We start from the raw sequence: 20,653 nt of genomic DNA, 5'->3' as shown, positions 1-20,653 counted from the left end.
TTTTCAGGCCTCAGCCGGCGACAGCGAAGGAGGGTGCGGGTTTGGCGGTGGTGGTGTAGGTGCCGTCGAGGTAGACCAGCGGGGTGATCGCTTCGCTGGTGTGGATTTGCAGGATGCGCCCGATGAAGACGGTGTGGGTGCCGTAGCTGAAGTGGCCGTCTTGCCGGCAGAGGATTGCCGATTGGGCGTCTCCCAGATAGGGAATGCCGCCGGCACTGGTCAGCCAGTTGCCTCGGTCGAATCGTGCTTCGCCTTTGATTGCGCCGCTGCACAGGTGGGCGAGGTCTTGTTGTTCGATGCCGAGGATGTTGACGCAGAAGTCTGCGCCGGTCGCCAGTGCGGCATGGGGGGAGGCGGTTTTGTTGATGCAGATGAGTAGCGATGGTGGTTCGGTGCTGAGGGAGTCGACTGCCGTGGCGGCCATGGCGAAGCGCTCGGAGCCGTTATTGGTGCTGATTATGGTGACTGACTTGGCCAGGCGGCGCATGGCCTGGAGCATGTCGGCTTTCAAATTGATGTCGTTCATCGCACTAGCCCTTTCGTTTGTGCATGGAGTGCGATGGATTCTTGCTCTGACGCCCCGCTGTAACATCGTCCGAGGGGACTAGGCCTTGGCGGCCTTTGGGCCGACCAGGTTGTTGGTTGTCCGGGTATATATCCGTTGCTGCGGTAACGGCGGCTGGCGGTTTCGCCCTTACGGCGACTCACTTTTTTTTCAAACGCCAAAAATAAGTAAGCAAAAAAAGGCTCGCCCCGAGCGTCCGGCCCCTCGCTTAGGCTCGGCGTTCCTTCGTTCCGGTATCCATCCGGGGGCATCGCCTCCGGTCGGCTTCGCTTCGACCTGCTCTCGATGTGTTCGACTTCGTCGAACGGCGCTGCGCGCCCACCCCCCGGATGAACACCTCCACTCAGCCTCCCGAAGGGGCGGGTGGATCAAGATCAAAAGCTTGCAGGCGAGCTAACGCTCGGCCTGTTGAGTGGTGGGAAGCGGAAGGCGTGCGTCTGGTCTGCTTTTGATTCTGTAGGAGCAAAGCTTGCTCGCGATGGCGGCCTGACAGCCGACCAATGTCTCGCAGATGTACACCGTTCCCCTGTGGGAGCGAGCTTGCTCGCGATGGCGGTCTATCTGCCAGCGAACCGCTCAAGGTTGACTCAACGGCTTCAGGAATTACCGGAGGCTGCATTCTTTCGCTCTTCTCCTAGGCACATGGTCCGTTTGAGGGATGCCCACCGCCGCGCGCATTGCTTGAATGCCGCTGTGGAGGCGAGCACCACCGGTGCTGCATCCGCCCCGCTGCACGCGCGCCCCGGCGGATGGGGTGAACCGAGGAGAACAATAAAAATGCTCAACCAAGACCTGATTCGCCAGCGTCTGAGCCAACGTGCCCGCGAGTTGGTGCCGATCTTGCGTGAACGCGCCCTGAACGCCGCGCAAGCCGGCCAGTTGCCTGAAGAAACGCTGAAGGATTTCCACGACGCCGGGTTCTTTCGCATTCTTCAGCCATCGCGCTGGGAAGGTTATGAACTGGAACCCAAGGACTTCTTCGAGGTGCAGATGACCCTCGCCGAAGGCTGCATGTCTTCGGCCTGGGTGCTGGGGGTGGTGGCGATCCATAACTGGCAACTGGCGCTGTTTGATGACCGTGCGGCACAGGATGTCTGGGGCGCCGACTCCAGTGTGCTGATCTCTTCTTCCTATATGCCGGTGGGCAAGGTCGAGCGGGTCGAGGGTGGTTTCAAGCTGAGCGGGCGCTGGGGGTTTTCTTCCGGTAGCAAGCATTGCGACTGGGTGTTCCTCGGGGCGTTGGTGCCACCGGAGGAGGCGGGCGGGGCGCCGGATTATCGGACTTTCCTGGTGCCGCGCAGCGACTACCAGGTGCTCGACAACTGGAATGTCATGGGCCTGGAAGCCACCGGCTCCCACGACATCCTGGTGGAGAACGCCTTCGTTCCGGAGTACCGCACTCATCGGGCGTTCGACGGTTTCATGCAGGACAGTCCGGGTAACGCAGTGAACACCGCGCCGCTGTTCCGTCTGCCATTCGGGCAGATTTTTGTGCGGGCGGTGTCGTCCTCGGCCATTGGTGCCCTGCAGGGCGCGGTGGATCAGTTTGTCGAGCACAACCGCGCGCGGGTCGGGGTCAACGACGGTCGCAAAATGGTCCAGGACCCCGCCGCGCAATCCGCGTTGGCCAACGCCATGGTCTGCGTCGACGAGTGCAAAACCGTCCTGCTGCGCAACTTCGCTCTGATGTTGCAACGGGCACAAGGCGCGGAGCCATTGAGCATGCCCGAGCGGGTGAAGATGCGTTACGACTCGGCGCTGGTGGCCGACAAGTGCGCCAAAGCGGTTGCCGACCTGATGTTCAACAGCGGCGCCTCGACCATCTTCCGCAGCCACGCAATTAACCGGGCATTCCGCGACATTCACACCGGCCGCGCCCACGTCGCGAACAACCCGGCCAAGTACGCCTGGAATCTCGGCGGGGTCAGCATGGGCCAGGACAGCAACGACTTTTTTCTCTGACTTTTTCCTATGACTCGGCTAGTCCGTTTGCGTGATTCGAGCGCCCCGCCGATGCCCGAGCATGGGGGCAAGGCACAGGTCTCTGGCGCCGACTGCGCACCCAATCAAGACAAGGATCAACCATGAAATTTTCACTGATTTACGAAGCCCAGACGGTGGACTCCAGCCGCGAAGGCGACCGCAAGATTTTCGAAGACACCGTTGAGCAGGCCGTGCTGGCCGACAAGCTCGGCTTCGACACCTTCTGGTGCGTGGAGCACACGGCGCTGAGTAACTACTCGCACATGTCCGCGCCGGAAACCATGTTGGCCTTCGTTGCCGGCAAGACCGAACGCATCGGCATCGGCCACGGCGTGGTCTGCCTGCCACCAGCGATGAACCACCCGGTAAAAGTCGCTGAACGCATCGCGACCCTCGACCTGTTGTCCAAGGGCCGGGTGCATTTTGGCGTCGGTAAGGGCGGCACCCAGCAGGAGGCCGGCACCTTCGGTTATGACCTGGCCACGTTGCAGCCGCAGATCGACGAGATGATGTATCTGATCCCGAAAATGTTCGTGCAGGACGAAATCGAACACAACGGCGACTTCGTGCAAATCCCGAAACGGCCGATCCATCCCAAGCCTTATCAAGACCCGCACCCGCCGATGTACCTGGCCTGCACCAACACCGAGTCGCTGAAAAACGCCGGCGGTCGCGGCATGGGCGCCCTGGTGCTGGGCTTCGGTGGCCCGGAAGAAATCGCCAAGAAAGTCGAGGTGTACCACGAGGCTTGGGACAAGCGCGACGAGAAGAAACAAGTGGGTTTCCGTCCCAACCGTCACATCGCTGCCCTGTGCCCGGCCATCGTGCTGGAAAACAACGAAGAGGCGCGCCGCATCGGCATTCGTGGCCAGCGTTACTTCATGGAGTCGTTGGGCTACTGGTACGGCGGTGGCGAGCGTCCGGACCCGGAGAAGTGGAAGGACGACACCTTCGTCGATGGCAACGGCCAGAGCGTGATCAAGTCGCGCTTCGCCTCGGAAGAAGTCAGCGTCGATTTCTCCGACCCGACCATGGCGATGATGAACCCCAACCACGCCTACGGCACCGTCGAGGATTGCATCGGTTACGTGCAACGGTTGATCGATGCGGGTGCCGACGAAATCCTGTTCATCTGCCAGATGGGCACTGTGCCGCAATGGGCGCAACTGGAAACCCTGCGCAACATTGGCGAGAAAGTGATTCCGCATTTCCGTAAGGCTTAAAACCCGCCACTTAAGCATCTGAACACCACATCACCCCTGTGGGAGCGAGCTTGCTCGCGATAGCGGTCTTACATCCAACATCAATGTTGAATGTTATGGCCCCATCGCGAGCAAGCTCGCTCCCACAGTTTTTTATGTGCTCACCCCGTCATTTCCGCTAGTCCCATTGGACGATGTTCCTCCCACGCAAACCCGCTTGAATAGCCCTGCATAAAGTCTCCCCCGGCAGCCGCCGAGTGCGGCGGGGCCTTAGAAAAAGAACGAGGAGTGCATCCATGGATATCCGTGGTCTGGGTTACGTCACCCTGTTATCCAGCGACCTGGCGCAATGGCGTCAGTACGCAAGCCAGGTGCTGGGCATGATGGTGGCCGGCAGCGATGACGATGAGCGGCTGTACCTGAAAATGGACGAGCGCCATTACCGCATTCTGGTGGAGAAAAGCGCTGAGAACGGCTTCGGTGCGTGCGGCTGGGAAGTGCCTGGCAAAGCGGCGCTCGAACACGCTGTCAGCGTTCTGGAACAAGCCGATGTACAAGTCACCCGTGGCACCGTGGCCCAGGCCGAGGTTCGCAAGGTCCAGGAGCTGGTGCACTTCAGCGACCCGGATGGCAATCGCCACGAACTGTTCTGGGGACCATTGCAAGACTTCGCGCGCTTCGTTTCGCCGGTCGGGGTCAAGGGTTTTGTCACCAACGAATTGGGCATGGGCCACGTGGTACTGCCGGCGCCGAGCTTCGAGCGTTGCCGGGATTTCTACGAGCAAGTCCTCGGTTTCGGTCTGTCCGACCTGATGAAAGTCCGCTTCACCCCGGACCCGGCCGAACCGCAAAAACGCATCCACTTCCTGCACTGCAATAACGGTCGGCACCACTCGCTGGCGATCTTCGAGTGCCCGATGCCCCACGGCTGCGTGCACATGATGGTCGAGGTCAACGCGCTGGACGAAGTCGGTCGCGCTCTCGATCGCGTGCACGCCAACGGTGTGAAGCTGTCGGCCACCCTGGGCCAGCACACCAACGATCAGATGATCTCCTTCTACATCAAGACGCCATCCGGGTTTGACCTGGAATACGGCTGCGATGGCCTGGTGGTGGATTGGGATCGCCACACACCTTTTGAAAGCACAGTGGTCAGCCACTGGGGCCACGACTTCAGTGTCGGTCGCCAATGAGGACGATGACGATGGACAAGCGAATGACCACGGCCGAGATGGTCGGCCAACTGCGTGACGGCATGACCATCGGCATCGGTGGCTGGGGGCCGCGGCGTAAACCCATGGCGTTGGTGCGGGAGATTCTGCGCTCCGACCTCAAGGACCTCACCGTGGTCGCCTACGGTGGTGCGGATGTCGGCATGCTCTGCGCGGCCGGGAAGATCAAGAAGCTGGTGTTCGCCTTTGTTTCCCTGGATTTCATTCCACTGGAACCGTACTTCCGCAAGGCACGCCAAGAGGCGGCGCTGGAGGTGATGGAAATCGACGAAGGCATGCTCCTGCTCGGTCTGCGGGCCGCAGCGATGAATGTGCCGTTTATTCCGACGGCAGTTGGTCTGGGCACGGACGTGCTGCGCTACAACCGGCAGATCAAGCTGATTGCCTCGCCCTATGCCGATGGCAAGGACTGGGTCGCGATGCCAGCGCTCAAACTCGATGCGGCGCTGATCCACGTCGACCGTGCCGATGCGCGCGGTGTGTGCCAGATCAGCGGCCCCGATCACTACATGGATGACTTGTTCGTACGTGCCGCGACCCGCAGCTACGTGACCTGCGACGAACTGGTGGACAGCGAGTATTTCCACGCCGATGCCGGGCAAGCACATCAAGTGTTCTGGGAACGCAACCTGACCACCGCGGTGGCCCACGTGCCGGGCGGCGCGCATCCGTCTTCCTGCGCGCCGCTGTACGGTTTCGACGTGGCGCACTTCAAGGCCTACAACGCTTCGGCCCAGGCGGTCGATGGCTGGCAGGGCTACGTCCGCGACTACGTCGACTGCACTCACGAACAGTACCTGGACAAGGTCGGCGGCCTGGCTGTGATCCGCCAACTGCCGTTGCCGATTTTTTAAGGGAGCCTTGCGATGAGCACTACCACTTACAGCCTCGCCGAATTGATGATCTGCGCCGCTTCCGAAGCCTGGCGCGACGATGGTGAGGTTCTGGCCAGCGGCATCGGTGTGATCCCGCGCCTCGCCGCGTCACTGGCCATGCTCAGCAGCAATCCGCAGCTGCTGATGACCGACTCCGAAGCCTACATGGTCGCCGAGCCGGTGCCGCTCGGCGCGCGAAACGGCTACCAGCCCAAGCGTGACAGCTGGATGGGGTTCTCGCGGATTTTCGACAACGTGTGGGGCGGCAAGCGCCATGCGCTGGTCGGCCCGACCCAGATCGACCGCTTCGGCCAGGCGAACATTTCGTGCATTGGCGATTACGCCAAACCCAAGGCGCAAATGCTCGGTGTGCGCGGTTTCCCCGGCAACTCGATCAGCCACGCCAACTCCTTTTGCGTGCCCAGCCACAACCGTCGGGTGTTCGTCGAAGGCGAGGTCGATATGGTCGCCTCGGTCGGCTACAACCCGGCGCGTCTGGCGCGCGGCTGGTCGCTGGACGAGATCGATATCCGCCTGATCATCACTGACCTCTGCGTGCTGGATTTCCTGGGCCCGCACCGGCAAATGCGCATCCGCTCGCTGCACCCCGGCGTGACAGTGGCCGAGGTTCAGGACAACACAGGGTTTGCCCTGCATGTGCCGCAAGACTGCCCAACCACGGCTTCCCCGACCATCGAGCAATTGCAGCTGATCCAGCGCCTGGACCCGCACAACCTGCGTGCCAGCCAGCTCAAAGACAATCCGCCAGGCCAACGCTGAGCGCCCCCGTTTCGGAGAAAAGTGATGGCTGAACATAACGACAAGAACGAGGCCGACGTGGTGCTTTACGAGGTGCGCGGCGCGGTGGCCCTGGTCACCATGAACCGCCCCGAGTACCACAACGCGCAGAACTCGCAGATGACCTACGCGCTGGACGCGGCGTTTCGCCGGGCCTGCGATGACGATGAGGTGAAAGTCATCGTGCTGCGGGGTGCCGGCAAGCATTTCTCCGCCGGGCATGACATCGGCACGCCGGGTCGCGACGTCGATCAAACCTTCGACCGCGCGAGCCTTTGGTACGACCACACCAACAAGCCGGGCGGCGAGTTTCTCTACGCCCGAGAGCAGGAAGTCTATCTGGGCATGTGCCGCCGCTGGCGCGAAATGCCCAAGCCGACCATCGCCATGGTCCAGGGGGCGTGTATCGCGGGCGGGCTGATGCTGGCCTGGGTGTGCGACCTGATCGTCGCCAGTGAGGATTCTTACTTCGCGGATCCGGTGGTGCGAATGGGCATTCCCGGGGTGGAGTATTTCGCCCATGTGCATGAGCTGAACCCGCGCATTGCCAAGGAATTTCTGTTCCTCGGCGAGCGCATGCCGGCGGCGCGCGCCTACCAGATGGGCATGCTCAATCGGGTAGTGGCCCGCGATGAACTGGAACAGCAAACCCTCGACATCGCCGGACGCATCGCGCAGATGCCGCGCCTCGGTCTGCAATTGAGCAAGCAGGCGGTCAACAACGCCGAAGACCTGATGGGCAAGCGCGCGACCATGGACATGGTCTTCGGCCTGCACCACTTCGCCCACGCCCACAATCAACTGGTGTCGGGTGACCGACTCGGCGGATATGACGCCAAGGCCATGGCCAGTTCGCAACGCACCTCGGGCGGGGCGTGAGCATGGCGATCTCTTTGAATACCCGCCTAACCGAATTGCTCGGTTGCCGCTACCCGATCATCCAGACCGCGATGGGCTGGGTCGCCGACCCGAAACTGGTGGCGGCCACGGGCAATGCCGGCGGCTTCGGTTTTCTCGCCGGGGCGACCATCGAGCCTCAGCGGATGGAGGCAGCGATCCTCGAAACCCGGCGCCTGACCGATCAACCTTTCGGCGTCAATTTTCATATGTACCAGGCCAACGCCGCAGAGATCGTCGAGCTGGTGTTGCGCCACAACGTCAGGGCAGTCAGCTACAGCCGCTCGCCCGGCAAGCAAATGATCAGCCGTCTGAAGGACGCCGGCGTGGTGTGCATCCCCACCGTTGGAGCGCTCAAGCACGCGCAGAAAGCCGTGGAAATGGGCGCCGATGCGGTCACCGTACAAGGCGGTGAGGGCGGCGGGCATACCGGGTCAGTGCCTACTTCGTTGCTGCTCGATCAAGTCGTCAACGCAGTCTCGGTGCCGGTGGTGGCCGCCGGTGGTTTCAAGGATGGTAAAGGCCTGGTCTCGGCCCTGGCCTACGGCGCCGAAGGCATCGCCATGGGCACGCGCTTTCTGATGTGCGCCGACAGTCCGGTGCCGCAGGCGACCCTGTCGCGTTACCTCGCGGTCAAGGACCCGGCGGCGATCATCATCAGTCGCGCCATCGACGGTATGCCGCAACGGATGATTCGCAACGAATTGCTCAACCAGCTTGAAGCGAGTGGTGCTCTCAAACGCTTGTTGTTGGCATTCCAGAGTGGTCTGGCGTACCGCCGCCACAGTGGCATGAGCCTGACGCAACTGCTCGGCAGTGTTTTGAAAATGCGCGGCAGCGGTGAGCTGACGGCCGCCCAAAGCATCATGGCCGCCAACGCGCCGATGGTGATTCAGAAAGCCATGGTCGATGGGTTACCCGCCGAAGGTGTACTGCCCGCCGGCCAGATCGCCGCGTCTATCGACAGCTTGCCCAGCTGCGCCCAATTGATTGAACAGATCGTCCGAGACGCCGAAGCGCGTCTGGGCGAGCTGTGCCGCCGTGTGTCGTGAAGGGGAAAGGCATGAAACCATTTAGCGTCAGTATCGATAACGGCATTGCCGAACTGGTGTTCAACCAGCCACCGGTCAACGCCTTCAACTGCCAGGGCTGGGCCGATATCGCCAGCGAGATCGAAGGCCTCGGTCGCGACGCCAGCGTGCGGGTTATCGTGATTCGGGCCGAAGGGCGCGGCTTCTGCGCCGGGGTCGACATCAAGGAACTGGCCGCCGACGGCAACCTGATCGTGGCGGTGAACAAAGGCAACTACGACAGCTTCAAGGCGATCCACCGCAATCCGAAACCGGTGATCGTCGCCGTACACGGCTTCGTCCTCGGCGGCGGCATCGGCATCTGCGGAGCAGCCGACATTCTGGTGGCCTCCGAGTGCGCCAGCTTCGGCGTGCCTGAGGTCGATCGCGGCGCCATGGGCGGCGGCGCGCATTTGCAGCGGTTGTTCCCGGTGCAGAAGGTCCGTCACATGTACTTCACCGGCGAGATGATCGACGCCGCCGAGGCCTGGCGCCTGGGTGCGGTAGAACGTGTGGTCAAGCGCGAGGACTTGCGTGAGGCCGCGTTGCAGATCGCCCGCACCATCGCCGCCAAGAGCCCGGCCATGATCAGCCTCGCCAAAGAAGCGCTGAGCGGTATCGAAGACGGCAATCTGGAAGACAAATATCGCTGGGAGCAGGGCTTCACGCTCGAGGCCTATCGCTCACTGGACTCACAGGAAGCACGCGACTCGTTCGTCGAGAAGCGCGATGCCCACTTCAACGGCTGAAGGCACTCTCATGGACCTGACATACACCCCGGCCCAGCAGGCCTTTCGCGCCGAAGCGCGAGCCTGGCTGACGGCCAATGTACCCCGCGAACCGCTGCAATCGTTCGACACCGAGCAAGGCTTTGCCGAGCACCGTGCCTGGGAAAACCGGCTTAACGATGGTCGCTGGGGCATGGTCACCTGGCCGATCGATCTCGGCGGGCGCGGTTGCGACTTGATCGAGTGGTTGATCTTCGAGGAGGAGTACTACCGCTCTGGCGCGCCTGCACGGGTTAACCAGAACGGCATCTTCCTGCTCGGCCCGACGCTGATGGAATATGGCAGCGAGGAACAGAAAGCGCGCTTTTTGCCACGCATGGCCACCGGTGAAGATATCTGGGCCCAGGCCTGGTCCGAGCCAGGCGCGGGTTCCGACATGGCGGCAATCCGCTCGAAGGCCGAACGGGTGGGCGACCATTACGTGATCAACGGCCAGAAAACCTGGTCGACTCGCGCCGTGTGGGCTGACTGGGTGTTCGGTATCTTCCGCACCGACCCTCATTCGCAGCGCCATCAGGGCCTGACGTTTATTCTGCTGCCGCTCGACAGTCCGGGGATCACGGTACGGCCGATTCCTCAGCTCAATGGCTTGCCCGGGTTCGCCGAGATTTTCTTCGACGACGTCAAGGTTCCGGTGGAAAACGCGCTGGGCGGAGAGGGTATGGGTTGGCATGTGGCGATGTCCACCGCCGGGTTCGAGCGCGGTTTGCTGCTGCGTTCACCCGCACGTTTTCAGGAAACCGCTCGGCGACTGGTGCAGCTGTACCAGGCCAACCGCGAGCAGGCTGACCGTGACCCGGCCATTGGCGAGTCGGTGATGCGCGCCTGGCTGGACGCCGAGGCTTACACCCTGAGCACCTACATGACCGCCTCGCAACTGGTGCAGGGCGGCAAGATCGGACCGGAGTCTTCGACCAACAAAATCTTCTGGTCGGAACTCGATCAGCGCATGCACGACACCGCCATGAGCATTCTCGGCTTGCGTGGCGAGCTGCTGCCCGAAGCACCTGCTGCGGGCGACGTCGGCCATTGGCTGGAAGGTTTTCTGTTTGCCCAGGCCGGACCGATCTATGCCGGCACCAACGAGATCCAGCGCAACATCATTGCCGAACGCATGCTCGGCATGCCGCGTGCCTGAGGAATAGACCATGGACTTTAGTTTCAGCCGCGACCAGTTGCTGTTCCAGGACAACGTCAGAAGTTTTCTGATCAACGAGGTCACCCCGGAGCGCATTCGTGAACTGTGGCTCAGCGACAGCGGGCGCAGCGATCAGCTCTGGGCCCAATTGGTGGAGTTGGGCCTGACCGCACTGACCGTGCCCGAGGCGCATGACGGGATGGGCATGAATGAATTGGACTTCATTCTGCTTGCTCAGGAATGTGGTTATGCCGGTCTGCCTGAGCCGCTAGTGGACACGATGCTGATCGGCGTGCCGTTGCTCGCCGCCCTTGATGAGCGCCACGTGGCACTCAAACAACATTGGCTGGCACGTGTCGCCGAAGGCCGCGCACGATTGGCGATTGCCGAACCGGGTAACCCGCTGGTCAGCGATGCTCATGTCGCCGATTTGTTGTTGCTGGCTCATGGCGATGAGGTGCATGCGGTCGAACCTGGCGCGGTGCGCCTGACCCGCAATGTGTCGGTCGATCCCAGTCGTCAGCTGTTTCAGGTCGACTGGACGCCAACGTCCGCCACCTGCGTGGCCGCTGGTGAACAGGGCCAACGCTTGTGGGCCGCCGCGTTTAATCGTGGCGCGCTGGGCTGTGCCGCGCAAATGCTGGGGCTGGCCAAACGCATGGTCGACCTCGCGGTGGATTACACCTTTGAACGCAAACAGTTCGGCAAACCGGTGGGTTCGTTCCAGGCGGTCAAGCATTTGATGGCCAACGTCGCGGTGCAGATCGAGTTCGCCAAAGGGCCGCTGTATCGCGCCGCCTATGCACTGGCCGAGAAGCAACCGGGACAGGAAGTGCTGGTGTCCCATGCCAAGTTGGCAACTTCGGAAGCCGCCATGCTCGCTGCGAAAAACACCATTCAGGCCCATGGCGCCATGGGTTACACCTGGGAAGTCGACCTGCACTTGTTCATGAAACGCGCCTGGGCGCTGGACAAGATCTGGGGTGATCGCGGCCTTCACAAAGGGCGGATCCGCGCGGCTTTGTTCGACGGCAATCCGCCGTTAGGTGCCGGCCAGACTTTCTGACGAGTTCCACCTTTTTTTCGAGAGACAACATGCCTGAAGCCTATATTGTCGACGCCCTGCGCACGCCCACCGGACGGCGCAAGGGTGGTTTGAGCCAGATTCACGCGGCCGATCTGGGCGCCCATGTATTGCGCGCACTGGTCCAACGCAACGACATCCCCGATGACGATTACGACGACGTGATCTTCGGCTGTGTCGACACCATTGGCCCGCTGGCCGGGGACATTGCCCGCACCTGTTGGCTGGCCGCCGGCCTGTCGGAGGCGGTACCCGGCACCACCATCGATCGCCAGTGCGGTTCGTCCCAGCAAGCGGTGCACTTTGCCGCCCAAGCGGTGATGAGCGGCACCCAGGATGTGGTCGCCGCCGGCGGCGTGCAAACCATGACCCAGATTCCTATTTCCTCGGCGATGATCGCCGCTGAACCGCTGGGCTTCAGAGATCCGTTCAGCGGCTCCGAAGGTTGGGTCCGGCGCTATGGCGCACAACCGCCGACTCAATTCCGTTCGGCGCAGATGATTGCCGAGAAGTGGGGGCTGTCCCGCGAACAACTGGAAGCCTATTCACTGGAGTCCCATCAGCGGGCGTTGCGGGCCATCGAGCAAGGGCGGTTCAACCGGGAGATCGTGCCACTGGCCGGAGTCGTGCACGACGAAACACCGCGCCTGACCAGTTTGGCGAAAATGGCCGAACTGGACGTGCTGTTTGGCTGCGACCGGGTGACCGCAGCAGTGTCCAGCCAGACCTGCGACGCGGCCAGCGCGATGCTGATCGTTTCTGAAACAGCACTCAAACGCTACGGACTGACACCGCGCGCGCGTATCCACCACCTCAGCGTGCGCGCCGCAGATCCGATCTGGATGCTCACCGCTCCAATCCCGGCCACCGCTTATGCACTCAAGCGAGCCGGGATGAAGCTGGAAGACATCGATCGGGTGGAGATCAACGAAGCCTTCGCCTCAGTCGCGATGGCCTGGCTCAAGGAGACGGGCTATCCCCATGAACAGACCAACGTCAACGGCGGGGCGATTGCCCTCGGCCATCCGCTGGGCGCCACCGGCACCCGGTTGATGTGCACGCTGTTGCATGAACTGGAGCGCAGCGGGGGACGCTTCGGCTTGCAGACCATGTGCGAAGGCGGCGGCCAGGCCAATGTGACGATTATCGAACGCTTGTAAGCGATGTATTTGAAGGGAGCAGGAACATGAAAATCTGTGAGAACCGCGTGGTGATCATTACCGGTGCCGGCGGTGGTCTGGGCCGGGCCTACGCGCTGGCCTTCGCCGCCGAGGGCGCTAAAGTGGTGGTCAACGATATCAATCGTGAAGCGGCGCTGGCCGTGGTCGGCGAAATTCTCGGGCAGGGTGGAAGCGCCGTGGCCAACAGCAACGACATCACCCGCTACGACGATGCGGCATTGATCGTGCGCCAGGCCATCGAAACCTTCGGTAGCCTGGACGTGGTGGTCAACAACGCCGGCATCTGCCGCGACCGCATGTTCGCCAGCCTCACCGAAGCCGACTGGGATGCGGTGGTGGCCGTGCACCTCAAAGGCCACTTCTGTATTGCCAGCCACGCCGCGCGTTACTGGCGCGAGCAGGCCAAGGGTGGTGCGCAGCTGAGTGCGCGGATCATCAACACCAGTTCCGGGGCCGGTTTGCAGGGCTCCATCGGTCAATCCAACTATGCCGCTGCCAAGGCCGGTATCGCTGCGTTGACGCTGGTGCAGGCGGCCGAACTGGGGCGCTATGGCATAACCGTCAACGCCCTGGCCCCGGCCGCGCGCACCGGAATGACCGAGCAGGTGTTCGCCGATACCATGAAAAAACCTGAAGAGGGCTTCGACTACTTCGCTCCGGAAAACGTTGCGCCGTTGGTGGTCTGGCTTGGCTCGCAAGCGTCCAGTGCGGTCAACGGGCAGATGTTCGAAGTCGAGGGCGGCAAGTTGTCGATTGCTGACGGCTGGCGTAGAGGTCCGGAACTGGACAGGCAAGGGCGTTGGGCGGTGGGAGAGGTGGGGCAGGCGGTAGAGCAATTGATGGCCAGGGCGGTGCCCGCGGCGAAAGTGTACGGCAGCTGATTGGGCCGCCCTCTATATAGAAGGATTCGTTTTGCTCTTCTATATAGAGGGGAAACGGGCTGTTTTCCGGTGTTCTGCAAGTGATTGATAGAAAAACGCAATTAAGAGTTGACGGCAGATGCTGGAAGTCTATAATTCGCCCACTTCCGGCGCAGTCGAAACGGAAAACTCCTTGGTAAACAATGAGTTACGCAGTTTTTGACAGCGAGTTGCTTCAGGTCATCGAAGCCCAAAAGGAGTTGATTGAGCGGGGTTGTTTGGCTCGATTGACGATTCGATCTTCTCGGTCGAAAGCGGTGTAAAAGAGGTGTTGACAGCAGCGAGTAACGCTGTAGAATTCGCCTCCCGCTAACGAGAGATCGAAAGCGCAAGTGGTTGAAGTTGCAAAGGAAACTTTGAAAACTTCGGAAAATAACCGCTTGACAGCAACAGAGGCTGCTGTAGAATGCGCGCCTCGGTTGAGACGAAAGATCTTAACCAACCGCTCTTTAACAACTGAATCAAGCAATTCGTGTGGGTGCTTGTGGAGTCAGACTGATAGTCAACAAGATTATCAGCATCACAAGTTACTCCGCGAGAAATCAAAGATGTAACCAACGATTGCTGAGCCAAGTTTAGGGTTTCTTAAAAACCCAAAGATGTTTGAACTGAAGAGTTTGATCATGGCTCAGATTGAACGCTGGCGGCAGGCCTAACACATGCAAGTCGAGCGGCAGCACGGGTACTTGTACCTGGTGGCGAGCGGCGGACGGGTGAGTAATGCCTAGGAATCTGCCTGGTAGTGGGGGATAACGCTCGGAAACGGACGCTAATACCGCATACGTCCTACGGGAGAAAGCAGGGGACCTTCGGGCCTTGCGCTATCAGATGAGCCTAGGTCGGATTAGCTAGTTGGTGAGGTAATGGCTCACCAAGGCGACGATCCGTAACTGGTCTGAGAGGATGATCAGTCACACTGGAACTGAGACACGGTCCAGACTCCTACGGGAGGCAGCAGTGGGGAATATTGGACAATGGGCGAAAGCCTGATCCAGCCATGCCGCGTGTGTGAAGAAGGTCTTCGGATTGTAAAGCACTTTAAGTTGGGAGGAAGGGCATTAACCTAATACGTTGGTGTCTTGACGTTACCGACAGAATAAGCACCGGCTAACTCTGTGCCAGCAGCCGCGGTAATACAGAGGGTGCAAGCGTTAATCGGAATTACTGGGCGTAAAGCGCGCGTAGGTGGTTTGTTAAGTTGGATGTGAAATCCCCGGGCTCAACCTGGGAACTGCATTCAAAACTGACAAGCTAGAGTATGGTAGAGGGTGGTGGAATTTCCTGTGTAGCGGTGAAATGCGTAGATATAGGAAGGAACACCAGTGGCGAAGGCGACCACCTGGACTGATACTGACACTGAGGTGCGAAAGCGTGGGGAGCAAACAGGATTAGATACCCTGGTAGTCCACGCCGTAAACGATGTCAACTAGCCGTTGGGAGCCTTGAGCTCTTAGTGGCGCAGCTAACGCATTAAGTTGACCGCCTGGGGAGTACGGCCGCAAGGTTAAAACTCAAATGAATTGACGGGGGCCCGCACAAGCGGTGGAGCATGTGGTTTAATTCGAAGCAACGCGAAGAACCTTACCAGGCCTTGACATCCAATGAACTTTCCAGAGATGGATTGGTGCCTTCGGGAACATTGAGACAGGTGCTGCATGGCTGTCGTCAGCTCGTGTCGTGAGATGTTGGGTTAAGTCCCGTAACGAGCGCAACCCTTGTCCTTAGTTACCAGCACGTAATGGTGGGCACTCTAAGGAGACTGCCGGTGACAAACCGGAGGAAGGTGGGGATGACGTCAAGTCATCATGGCCCTTACGGCCTGGGCTACACACGTGCTACAATGGTCGGTACAGAGGGTTGCCAAGCCGCGAGGTGGAGCTAATCCCAGAAAACCGATCGTAGTCCGGATCGCAGTCTGCAACTCGACTGCGTGAAGTCGGAATCGCTAGTAATCGCGAATCAGAATGTCGCGGTGAATACGTTCCCGGGCCTTGTACACACCGCCCGTCACACCATGGGAGTGGGTTGCACCAGAAGTAGCTAGTCTAACCTTCGGGAGGACGGTTACCACGGTGTGATTCATGACTGGGGTGAAGTCGTAACAAGGTAGCCGTAGGGGAACCTGCGGCTGGATCACCTCCTTAATCGACGACATCAGCTGCTCCATAAGCTCCCACACGAATTGCTTGATTCATTGAAGAAGACGATAAAGAAGCAGCCCGAAATTGGGTCTGTAGCTCAGTTGGTTAGAGCGCACCCCTGATAAGGGTGAGGTCGGCAGTTCGAATCTGCCCAGACCCACCAATTTTGTGTGGGAACCTGTAGAAATACGGGGCCATAGCTCAGCTGGGAGAGCGCCTGCCTTGCACGCAGGAGGTCAACGGTTCGATCCCGTTTGGCTCCACCACTACTGCTTCTGTTTGTTGAAAGCTTAGAAATGAGCATTCCATCGTAGGATGGTGAATGTTGATTTCTAGTCTTTGGATTAGATCGTTCTTTAAAAATTTGGGTATGTGATAGAAAGATAGACTGAACGTTACTTTCACTGGTAACGGATCAGGCTAAGGTAAAATTTGTGAGTTGCTCTTAATTGAGTATTATCGAATTTTCGGCGAATGTCGTCTTCACAGTATAACCAGATTGCTTGGGGTTATATGGTCAAGTGAAGAAGCGCATACGGTGGATGCCTTGGCAGTCAGAGGCGATGAAAGACGTGGTAGCCTGCGAAAAGCTTCGGGGAGTCGGCAAACAGACTTTGATCCGGAGATGTCTGAATGGGGGAACCCAGCCATCATAAGATGGTTATCTTAAGCTGAATACATAGGCTTAAGAGGCGAACCAGGGGAACTGAAACATCTAAGTACCCTGAGGAAAAGAAATCAACCGAGATTCCCTTAGTAGTGGCGAGCGAACGGGGACTAGCCCTTAAGTGGCTTTGAGATTAGCGGAACGTTCTGGAAAGTACGGCCATAGTGGGTGATAGCCCTGTACGCGAAAATCTCTTAGTCATGAAATCGAGTAGGACGGAGCACGAGAAACTTTGTCTGAATATGGGGGGACCATCCTCCAAGGCTAAATACTACTGACTGACCGATAGTGAACTAGTACCGTGAGGGAAAGGCGAAAAGAACCCCGGAGAGGGGAGTGAAATAGATCCTGAAACCGTATGCGTACAAGCAGTGGGAGCCCACTTTGTTGGGTGACTGCGTACCTTTTGTATAATGGGTCAGCGACTTATTTTCAGTGGCGAGCTTAACCGAATAGGGGAGGCGTAGCGAAAGCGAGTCTTAATAGGGCGTCTAGTCGCTGGGAATAGACCCGAAACCGGGCGATCTATCCATGGGCAGGTTGAAGGTTGGGTAACACTAACTGGAGGACCGAACCGACTACCGTTGAAAAGTTAGCGGATGACCTGTGGATCGGAGTGAAAGGCTAATCAAGCTCGGAGATAGCTGGTTCTCCTCGAAAGCTATTTAGGTAGCGCCTCATGTATCACTGTAGGGGGTAGAGCACTGTTTCGGCTAGGGGGTCATCCCGACTTACCAAACCGATGCAAACTCCGAATACCTACAAGTGCCGAGCATGGGAGACACACGGCGGGTGCTAACGTCCGTCGTGAAAAGGGAAACAACCCAGACCGTCAGCTAAGGTCCCAAAGTTATGGTTAAGTGGGAAACGATGTGGGAAGGCTTAGACAGCTAGGAGGTTGGCTTAGAAGCAGCCACCCTTTAAAGAAAGCGTAATAGCTCACTAGTCGAGTCGGCCTGCGCGGAAGATGTAACGGGGCTCAAACCATACACCGAAGCTACGGGTATCACTTAGGTGATGCGGTAGAGGAGCGTTCTGTAAGCCTGTGAAGGTGAGTTGAGAAGCTTGCTGGAGGTATCAGAAGTGCGAATGCTGACATGAGTAACGACAATGGGTGTGAAAAACACCCACGCCGAAAGACCAAGGTTTCCTGCGCAACGTTAATCGACGCAGGGTTAGTCGGTCCCTAAGGCGAGGCTGAAAAGCGTAGTCGATGGAAAACAGGTTAATATTCCTGTACTTCTGGTTATTGCGATGGAGGGACGGAGAAGGCTAGGCCAGCTTGGCGTTGGTTGTCCAAGTTTAAGGTGGTAGGCTGGAATCTTAGGTAAATCCGGGATTCTAAGGCCGAGAGCTGATGACGAGTTACCCTTTGGGTGACGAAGTGGTTGATGCCATGCTTCCAAGAAAAGCTTCTAAGCTTCAGGTAACCAGGAACCGTACCCCAAACCGACACAGGTGGTTGGGTAGAGAATACCAAGGCGCTTGAGAGAACTCGGGTGAAGGAACTAGGCAAAATGGCACCGTAACTTCGGGAGAAGGTGCGCCGGTGAGGGTGAAGCATTTACTGCGTAAGCCCATGCCGGTCGAAGATACCAGGCCGCTGCGACTGTTTATTAAAAACACAGCACTCTGCAAACACGAAAGTGGACGTATAGGGTGTGACGCCTGCCCGGTGCCGGAAGGTTAATTGATGGGGTTAGCTAACGCGAAGCTCTTGATCGAAGCCCCGGTAAACGGCGGCCGTAACTATAACGGTCCTAAGGTAGCGAAATTCCTTGTCGGGTAAGTTCCGACCTGCACGAATGGCGTAACGATGGCGGCGCTGTCTCCACCCGAGACTCAGTGAAATTGAAATCGCTGTGAAGATGCAGTGTATCCGCGGCTAGACGGAAAGACCCCGTGAACCTTTACTATAGCTTTGCACTGGACTTTGAATTTGCTTGTGTAGGATAGGTGGGAGGCTTTGAAGCGTGGACGCCAGTTCGCGTGGAGCCAACCTTGAAATACCACCCTGGCAACTTTGAGGTTCTAACTCAGGTCCGTTATCCGGATCGAGGACAGTGTATGGTGGGTAGTTTGACTGGGGCGGTCTCCTCCTAAAGAGTAACGGAGGAGTACGAAGGTGCGCTCAGACCGGTCGGAAATCGGTCGTAGAGTATAAAGGCAAAAGCGCGCTTGACTGCGAGACAGACACGTCGAGCAGGTACGAAAGTAGGTCTTAGTGATCCGGTGGTTCTGTATGGAAGGGCCATCGCTCAACGGATAAAAGGTACTCCGGGGATAACAGGCTGATACCGCCCAAGAGTTCATATCGACGGCGGTGTTTGGCACCTCGATGTCGGCTCATCACATCCTGGGGCTGAAGCCGGTCCCAAGGGTATGGCTGTTCGCCATTTAAAGTGGTACGCGAGCTGGGTTTAGAACGTCGTGAGACAGTTCGGTCCCTATCTGCCGTGGACGTTTGAGATTTGAGAGGGGCTGCTCCTAGTACGAGAGGACCGGAGTGGACGAACCTCTGGTGTTCCGGTTGTCACGCCAGTGGCATTGCCGGGTAGCTATGTTCGGAATAGATAACCGCTGAAAGCATCTAAGCGGGAAACTAGCCTCAAGATGAGATCTCACTGGGACCTTGAGTCCCCTGAAGGGCCGTCGAAGACTACGACGTTGATAGGTTGGGTGTGTAAGCGCTGTGAGGCGTTGAGCTAACCAATACTAATTGCCCGTGAGGCTTGACCATATAACACCCAAGCAATTTGTGAACTCGAAAGAGGCCAGATTGCGGTGTGTGAAGACGAAACGAACCGAAAGTTCGAGATACTCACCAAACACCAAGCTGTCACATACCCATTCGCTGGAGCGTGAACCTGCAAAGGCCCACGACCTGGCTACCGAATTTCTTGACGACCATAGAGCATTGGAACCACCTGATCCCATCCCGAACTCAGCAGTGAAACGATGCATCGCCGATGGTAGTGTGGGGTTTCCCCATGTGAGAGTAGGTCATCGTCAAGATTAAATTCCGAAACCCCTATCTGCGTATGCAGGTAGGGGTTTTGTTTTGTCCGCAGGAAAGTGCGAACGGACATTACCGGTACTTGATCACAATCCCTTTGAGTTTCCGACCTTCGATGGTTTTTACGTCGCGAGCCCACAGTGGACCGTTGACATAGGCACCCACCGGTTGGATATGGTCGTAGACCACCACCACGGCATCGCCGCCGAGCTTGGCGGACTCTTCGCGTAGTTTTTCTTCTACCTGAGTGATGGGAGGAGCAGGCTCGACGCTCGCGTCGATGACCACCTCACCCAATCGGACGTGAGGGCGAAGAGGCTCGGTGCGCAGCACCACGACCTCGCTCGCGAGCGTCGGCGCGGGATGCTCCACGCCCACATAGGCAGTGGTCTGGGCGTCGACGGTGGCGCACCCACTCAGCGCGAGCAGAGTGGCGGTGAGCCCTCCAGTCAGCAGTGACAGTTTGAAACGAGTGGACCAAGGCATGTCATGGGCAGGCATAGTGGGGTTCCTCCGAACAATCCGCTGCTGTAAGAGGTAGCGTGTTGACGGTAGCAGACGGTCCGGCAGTTGCCAGAAGCCCAACCTTTTCAGGTTGGGCTTTTTCATGCCTTGAGAAAGTGAGTTTCACTGATCCTTTTCGCAATTCACCATCCACGACACACCAAACCGATCAACCAACATGCCAAAGCGAGCCGCCCAGAACGTGGTTTCCAGTGGCATTTCAACCTTGCCGCCGTCCGACAACGCAGAAAACACCCGTTCAGCCTCCGCAATGCTGTCGACATTCAGTGAAACCGAACAGCCGCTCATTTCGTCAGTAGGGCGATCAGGGGTTGTGTCCGAGCCCATGATCGCCTGATCGCCCACCAGCAGGCGGGTGTGGATGATCAGGTTGTGGTAGTCCGCCGGAAAGTGCTCGCGCGCGGGGCTTTCGCCGAAGGACATCATGACTTCGATCTGGCCTGGCAGGCTTTGGGCATAGAAGGTGAAGGCGGCTTTGCAGTCGCCGTTGAAGATCAGGTAGGGATTGATTTTCATGCTTTGCTCCCGGTTACGAAGAGGCGAAGAGAGGCCGAATTCACCTCCGGCTCCG

General features: G+C 58.8%; 15 protein-coding genes, 2 tRNA genes and 3 rRNA genes. 17 read left to right on the top strand and 3 right to left on the bottom strand.

The genetic code is table 11. From position 1 onward, the window contains the following. Positions 1 to 10 precede the first annotated feature (10 nt). Positions 11 to 526: a flavin reductase family protein gene (locus tag ACA079_RS21155; RefSeq protein WP_497700821.1), complete on the bottom strand. Its 516-nt coding sequence runs from the start codon at positions 524 to 526 to the stop codon at positions 11 to 13. Positions 527 to 1,342: 816 nt separating this feature from the next. On the opposite strand from ACA079_RS21155, the gene ACA079_RS21150 reads away from it, so the two are divergent. The 17 genes from ACA079_RS21150 (at position 1,343) to rrf (ending at position 19,556) form a co-directional block, all read left to right on the top strand. Then, positions 1,343 to 2,527, top strand: coding sequence for an acyl-CoA dehydrogenase family protein (locus ACA079_RS21150; protein ID WP_497700820.1), 1,185 nt, complete (start codon positions 1,343 to 1,345; stop codon positions 2,525 to 2,527). Between the two features lie 122 nt (positions 2,528 to 2,649). After that, entirely contained in the window at positions 2,650 to 3,771 is a 1,122-nt protein-coding gene (locus ACA079_RS21145; RefSeq protein WP_347804334.1) for an LLM class flavin-dependent oxidoreductase, read from the top strand. A gap of 275 nt (positions 3,772 to 4,046) precedes the next feature. After that, positions 4,047 to 4,943, top strand: a complete 897-nt coding sequence (locus ACA079_RS21140; RefSeq protein ID WP_497700819.1) for a VOC family protein — start codon at positions 4,047 to 4,049, stop codon at positions 4,941 to 4,943. Positions 4,944 to 4,954: 11 nt separating this feature from the next. Then, positions 4,955 to 5,836, top strand: a complete 882-nt coding sequence (locus ACA079_RS21135) for a CoA transferase subunit A (RefSeq protein ID WP_497700818.1) — start codon at positions 4,955 to 4,957, stop codon at positions 5,834 to 5,836. 12 nt (positions 5,837 to 5,848) lie between these two features. Then, complete coding sequence (locus tag ACA079_RS21130) at positions 5,849 to 6,637, top strand: CoA-transferase subunit beta (RefSeq protein ID WP_497700817.1); 789 nt, start codon at positions 5,849 to 5,851, stop codon at positions 6,635 to 6,637. 24 nt (positions 6,638 to 6,661) lie between these two features. Beyond that, positions 6,662 to 7,534, top strand: coding sequence for an enoyl-CoA hydratase (locus tag ACA079_RS21125; protein ID WP_497700816.1), 873 nt, complete (start codon positions 6,662 to 6,664; stop codon positions 7,532 to 7,534). A 2-nt stretch (positions 7,535 to 7,536) separates the two neighbouring features. Then, positions 7,537 to 8,604 carry an NAD(P)H-dependent flavin oxidoreductase gene (locus tag ACA079_RS21120; protein ID WP_497700815.1) on the top strand — a complete coding sequence of 356 codons (1,068 nt, stop codon included), beginning with the start codon at positions 7,537 to 7,539 and terminating at the stop codon, positions 8,602 to 8,604. Between the two features lie 11 nt (positions 8,605 to 8,615). Then, on the top strand, positions 8,616 to 9,371 hold the full coding sequence (locus tag ACA079_RS21115; RefSeq protein WP_046049769.1) for an enoyl-CoA hydratase family protein: 756 nt from the start codon (positions 8,616 to 8,618) through the stop codon (positions 9,369 to 9,371). 10 nt (positions 9,372 to 9,381) lie between these two features. After that, positions 9,382 to 10,548 (top strand): acyl-CoA dehydrogenase family protein, encoded by a 1,167-nt coding sequence (locus ACA079_RS21110; protein WP_497704355.1) that lies wholly within the window; start codon positions 9,382 to 9,384, stop codon positions 10,546 to 10,548. Between the two features lie 10 nt (positions 10,549 to 10,558). Continuing rightward, positions 10,559 to 11,614 (top strand): acyl-CoA dehydrogenase family protein, encoded by a 1,056-nt coding sequence (locus ACA079_RS21105; RefSeq protein WP_497700814.1) that lies wholly within the window; start codon positions 10,559 to 10,561, stop codon positions 11,612 to 11,614. A gap of 29 nt (positions 11,615 to 11,643) precedes the next feature. Continuing rightward, complete coding sequence (locus ACA079_RS21100) at positions 11,644 to 12,792, top strand: acetyl-CoA C-acetyltransferase (protein ID WP_497700813.1); 1,149 nt, start codon at positions 11,644 to 11,646, stop codon at positions 12,790 to 12,792. 26 nt (positions 12,793 to 12,818) lie between these two features. Beyond that, positions 12,819 to 13,694 carry an SDR family oxidoreductase gene (locus ACA079_RS21095; RefSeq protein WP_497700812.1) on the top strand — a complete coding sequence of 292 codons (876 nt, stop codon included), beginning with the start codon at positions 12,819 to 12,821 and terminating at the stop codon, positions 13,692 to 13,694. Positions 13,695 to 14,338: 644 nt separating this feature from the next. Then, positions 14,339 to 15,877 (top strand): 16S ribosomal RNA (locus tag ACA079_RS21090). Positions 15,878 to 15,960: 83 nt separating this feature from the next. After that, positions 15,961 to 16,037 (top strand) — tRNA-Ile (locus tag ACA079_RS21085). A gap of 27 nt (positions 16,038 to 16,064) precedes the next feature. After that, positions 16,065 to 16,140 (top strand) — tRNA-Ala (locus tag ACA079_RS21080). A gap of 249 nt (positions 16,141 to 16,389) precedes the next feature. Next, positions 16,390 to 19,281 (top strand): 23S ribosomal RNA (locus tag ACA079_RS21075). A 159-nt stretch (positions 19,282 to 19,440) separates the two neighbouring features. Beyond that, positions 19,441 to 19,556 (top strand): 5S ribosomal RNA (rrf, locus tag ACA079_RS21070). The 16S, 23S and 5S rRNA genes sit together here with 2 tRNA genes alongside, the layout of an rRNA operon. A gap of 73 nt (positions 19,557 to 19,629) precedes the next feature. Here rrf and ACA079_RS21065 read toward each other — a convergent pair. After that, positions 19,630 to 20,058 (bottom strand): YajG family lipoprotein, encoded by a 429-nt coding sequence (locus ACA079_RS21065; protein ID WP_497700811.1) that lies wholly within the window; start codon positions 20,056 to 20,058, stop codon positions 19,630 to 19,632. Positions 20,059 to 20,184: 126 nt separating this feature from the next. Then, positions 20,185 to 20,598 (bottom strand): VOC family protein, encoded by a 414-nt coding sequence (locus tag ACA079_RS21060; RefSeq protein ID WP_497700810.1) that lies wholly within the window; start codon positions 20,596 to 20,598, stop codon positions 20,185 to 20,187. Positions 20,599 to 20,653: the final 55 nt, after the last annotated feature.

The organism is Pseudomonas sp. LBUM1645, from assembly GCF_059716185.1.
The sequence above is the reverse complement of the archived record's forward strand: the minus strand, read 5'-3'. Positions and strand labels throughout refer to the sequence as shown.